Source organism: Mesorhizobium sp. M1A.F.Ca.IN.022.07.1.1 (assembly GCF_003997575.1).
Lineage (GTDB): Bacteria > Pseudomonadota > Alphaproteobacteria > Rhizobiales > Rhizobiaceae > Mesorhizobium.
Genome location: NZ_RZST01000498.1, coordinates 1 through 3,131, shown reverse-complemented (window position 1 = coordinate 3,131; position 3,131 = coordinate 1). Strand labels below are relative to the sequence as shown.

At 64.0% G+C, this 3,131-nt stretch carries 4 protein-coding genes and 1 pseudogene; 2 read left to right on the top strand and 3 right to left on the bottom strand.

Features of this window, described 5'->3' with window-relative positions; all coding sequences use genetic code 11:
• A pseudogene (locus tag EOA75_RS31115) lies at positions 1–340 on the bottom strand (hypothetical protein); the annotation flags it as partial.
• A 183-nt stretch (positions 341–523) separates the two neighbouring features.
• On the opposite strand from EOA75_RS31115, the gene EOA75_RS31110 reads away from it, so the two are divergent.
• Positions 524–961 carry a metallopeptidase family protein gene (locus tag EOA75_RS31110; protein WP_127325960.1) on the top strand — a complete coding sequence of 146 codons (438 nt, stop codon included), beginning with the start codon at positions 524–526 and terminating at the stop codon, positions 959–961.
• Positions 962–986: 25 nt separating this feature from the next.
• Here the strand turns inward: EOA75_RS31110 and EOA75_RS31105 are convergent, their stop codons facing one another.
• Both EOA75_RS31105 and EOA75_RS31100 read right to left on the bottom strand, forming a co-directional pair.
• Positions 987–1,193: a DUF1737 domain-containing protein gene (locus EOA75_RS31105; protein ID WP_095831752.1), complete on the bottom strand. Its 207-nt coding sequence runs from the start codon at positions 1,191–1,193 to the stop codon at positions 987–989.
• 56 nt (positions 1,194–1,249) lie between these two features.
• A complete protein-coding gene (locus tag EOA75_RS31100) occupies positions 1,250–2,131 on the bottom strand; it encodes a CoA ester lyase (RefSeq protein ID WP_164747695.1) in 882 nt (293 codons plus the stop codon).
• 636 nt (positions 2,132–2,767) lie between these two features.
• On the opposite strand from EOA75_RS31100, the gene EOA75_RS31090 reads away from it, so the two are divergent.
• On the top strand, positions 2,768–3,131 hold a 364-nt coding region (locus tag EOA75_RS31090; RefSeq protein WP_127325962.1), incomplete at its 3' end, for a response regulator.

The following is a 3,131-nucleotide window of genomic DNA, read 5'->3' as shown; positions in this document are numbered from 1 at the left end:
TCTCCAGCCCATGGATTTCACTGAGCGCCGCCTTGGGCAGGCCGCCGCCGAGGGCGGTGTCGAGGCGTTCTACGCCGGTGTTCAGGAAGGCATCCGGCGAGGCCACAGCGAGGCCGCGCTGGACGATGGTGATTTCGGGGGTGACATCCGATCCCGCGGCATCGCCAGCTATTTGTTTTTTTGCAAGTCCGGACGGAAAACCGCTTCGCACTGTTCCTGGAATCGCTTTTGGCGCGCCGGAAGCCGGCGCTTCCAGGCGCTCGGGCAGCGTTCCCTCGATCTTCGCGATCTGGCGGCGCAGGGCAAAAACAGTTTCCCGCGCCACGGCGCTTATCGCCATGACGTTCACTTTCGGCAGCACTTGTTCCTGTTATGTTCTTATAGATTCCAGAGGGGCCTGGAAGAGTCAAGCGGAGTCGCAAGGAATTTATTCCTTCGGCTTTCAGCTTCCAAGACCCAGCCAGCCGGGCCCATTTGCCTCCACCGGGGCGAAAGCCTATATGCCGAGGTCAAAGGAAACCTCATGGCCCGCATCTACAAGACCCGCATCTGGCATGACCAACTCTCGCCATCGATGGATGAGATGGAACTTCTGGCGCTGGAGGCCTACGCCCATCTGCCGGAGGAGTTCCGCAAGCTCACCGGCGAGATCATCATCCAGATCGCCGATTTTCCGACCGACGAGATCATGGACGACCTGTCGCTGGAGACGCCCTTCGACCTGCTTGGCCTGTTCGAGGGGCGCGGCATCGCCGAGCGCTGGAACCCGCAGACCGGCGAGGGGCCGAACCGCATCACGCTCTACCGCCGCGCCATCCTCGACTATTGGGCCGAGAACGAGGAGACGCTGGGCGACATCGTCACCCACGTTCTGATCCACGAAATCGGCCACCATTTCGGCCTGTCGGACGACGACATGGAGCGGATCGAGGAAGCGGCCGAGCAGGCAGTGGCGGGGTGACGAATGAGAGGGCTGCCGCCCTTTCCTACCAATCGCTGAGCTTGGTGTCGGGCGTATATTCCTGGCCCTCGACATCCTTCACCACGGCCTGGCCGCAGCGCATCGACTTGGTCGTCTTGTCATAGGCATAGGTCGGCGAGCCGAACAGGTGCCAGCCCTTGTTCAGGGCCGAAGTCACCTTATGGCAGAAAGTGGAATCGTCCGGACCGGACAGAAAGCGGTAGAGTTTCATTTTCGACCCTGTCGTGACCAATGCTTGTCTATCTTTCCTGGAATCGCTCGAGCGCATCATGCGCCGATGATTGCGGCCTTCGCCAGAAGTTTCTCGGCTTCCGCCAGATGCAGTCGCTCGACCATGCGGCCGTGCAGCGCAATGACGCTTTTGCCGGCATTTTCGGGCCGTGAGAACGCCTCCCTGATCGCCCGCGCTCTGGCCAGGGCCTCCGGCGCCGGCGCAAAGGCGTGGTTCGCCGGCTCGATCTGGGCGGGGTGGATCAGCGATTTGCCGTCGAAACCCATGGCGGCCGCCTCGGCGCATTCCCGCGCCAGGGCGTCGAGGTCGCGAAAGTCGTTGGCGACGCCGTCGATCACGTCGAGGCCGCCGGCGCGGGCGGCGAGCACAAGCTGCAGCAGCCAGGGCGTGAGATAGCGCCGGTCGGGCGTTGCCAAAATGCCGGTTGCCTTCACCAGATCGTTCGTTCCGGCAACGAAACAAGCCAGCCGAGAAGCAGGATCGCGGCCAAGCTCGGCGATGGCGCCGACGTTGAGCAGCGCCTTGGGCGTCTCGATCATCGCCCAGAGTTTCACGGTATCTGGGGCGAAATTGTCGTCGAGCAGGTCGCCGGCCTCGAGGATGTCGCGCGGCGTGCCGATCTTGGGCAAAAGAATGCCGTCGGGCTCTGCCTTGGCGACGGTCAACAGGTCGTCGATGCCCCATTCACTGCCGAGCGGATTGATGCGCACCACCATCTCGCAGCGGCGCGCCGGCCGCGCGGCGAGGATGCCGGTAATCTTGTCGCGGGCGGAAACCTTGTCGGCGGGCGCGACGCCATCCTCGAGGTCGATCATGACCGCGTCGCAGGCCAAGGACGGGATCTTGGCCAGCGCCTTGTCGTTCGAAGCGGGCATATAGAGCACGGAGCGGCGCGGGCGGTAGGTGTCAGAGGTCATGACCGATCTATGCCGGCTGGAGACGAGTGAGGCAAGGCGCGGCACCATTGAACTCATTTGCGTTCTGGCTAATTGTCGAAGCCGGCGCCGCCCCTCATTGCCCTGCCGGGCATTTCTCCCCGTATAGTGACGGGGAGAAAGGGCCTGGCCGCGATGGCGGCTCCTGCAATGCTGGCGATTGGCGAAGCCGGCGATGGCAGCGCCCCTCTCCCCGTCACTATACGGGGAGAGGATGCCGGCAGGCAGGTGAGAGGGGGCGCCAGCCTGAACGACTTTGCTCCTGCACGAAATCTGCAAATCCTTGCGGAAAACCTCCTCCAATCCGCCGCGCGCTTTCCGCAGCCGCCGGCGAAACAGGCGGCATGCGAACACATCACAGATCCCGCTGGTCCCTGCCCCGGCGCCTCCGCAACGAAGGCTGGTGGTTGGTCGAGCCGCAGAGGCCGCGCATCACGGCGGTCATGCTTCCTTTCATCCCAAGATCACGGCTGCGGCATGCCATGCGAGCGGCGGCGCTCGGGACGGTTCGGTCTTGACGCCAGCTTTCACGACTGGCGGCCTTTGCGCGCTCTCGACAAGCACTGCCCGCTTGCTAATCCTGTCATGACAAACCGTATTCAGCGAGCTGCCGATTCCATGCCGCACAACATCCTCGTCGCCGACGACGATCCGCATATCCGCGAGATCATCTGCTTCGCGCTGGAAAAGGCCGGCATGAAGACGGCCGCCGTCGCCGACGGCGCCGCCGCGCTGCAAGCGCTCGAGCGCCGCGCGCCCGACCTCATCGTGCTCGACATCGGCATGCCGGAGATGGACGGGCTGGAGGTCTGCCGCAGGCTGCGGCAGCGCTCCGACGTGCCGGTGCTGTTCCTGTCGGCCCGCGATGAAGAAATCGACCGTATCCTCGGCCTTGAAATGGGCGGCGACGACTATGTGACGAAACCGTTCAGCCCACGCGAGCTGGTTGCCCGCGTCAACGTCATCCTGCGGCGGGGGCGCC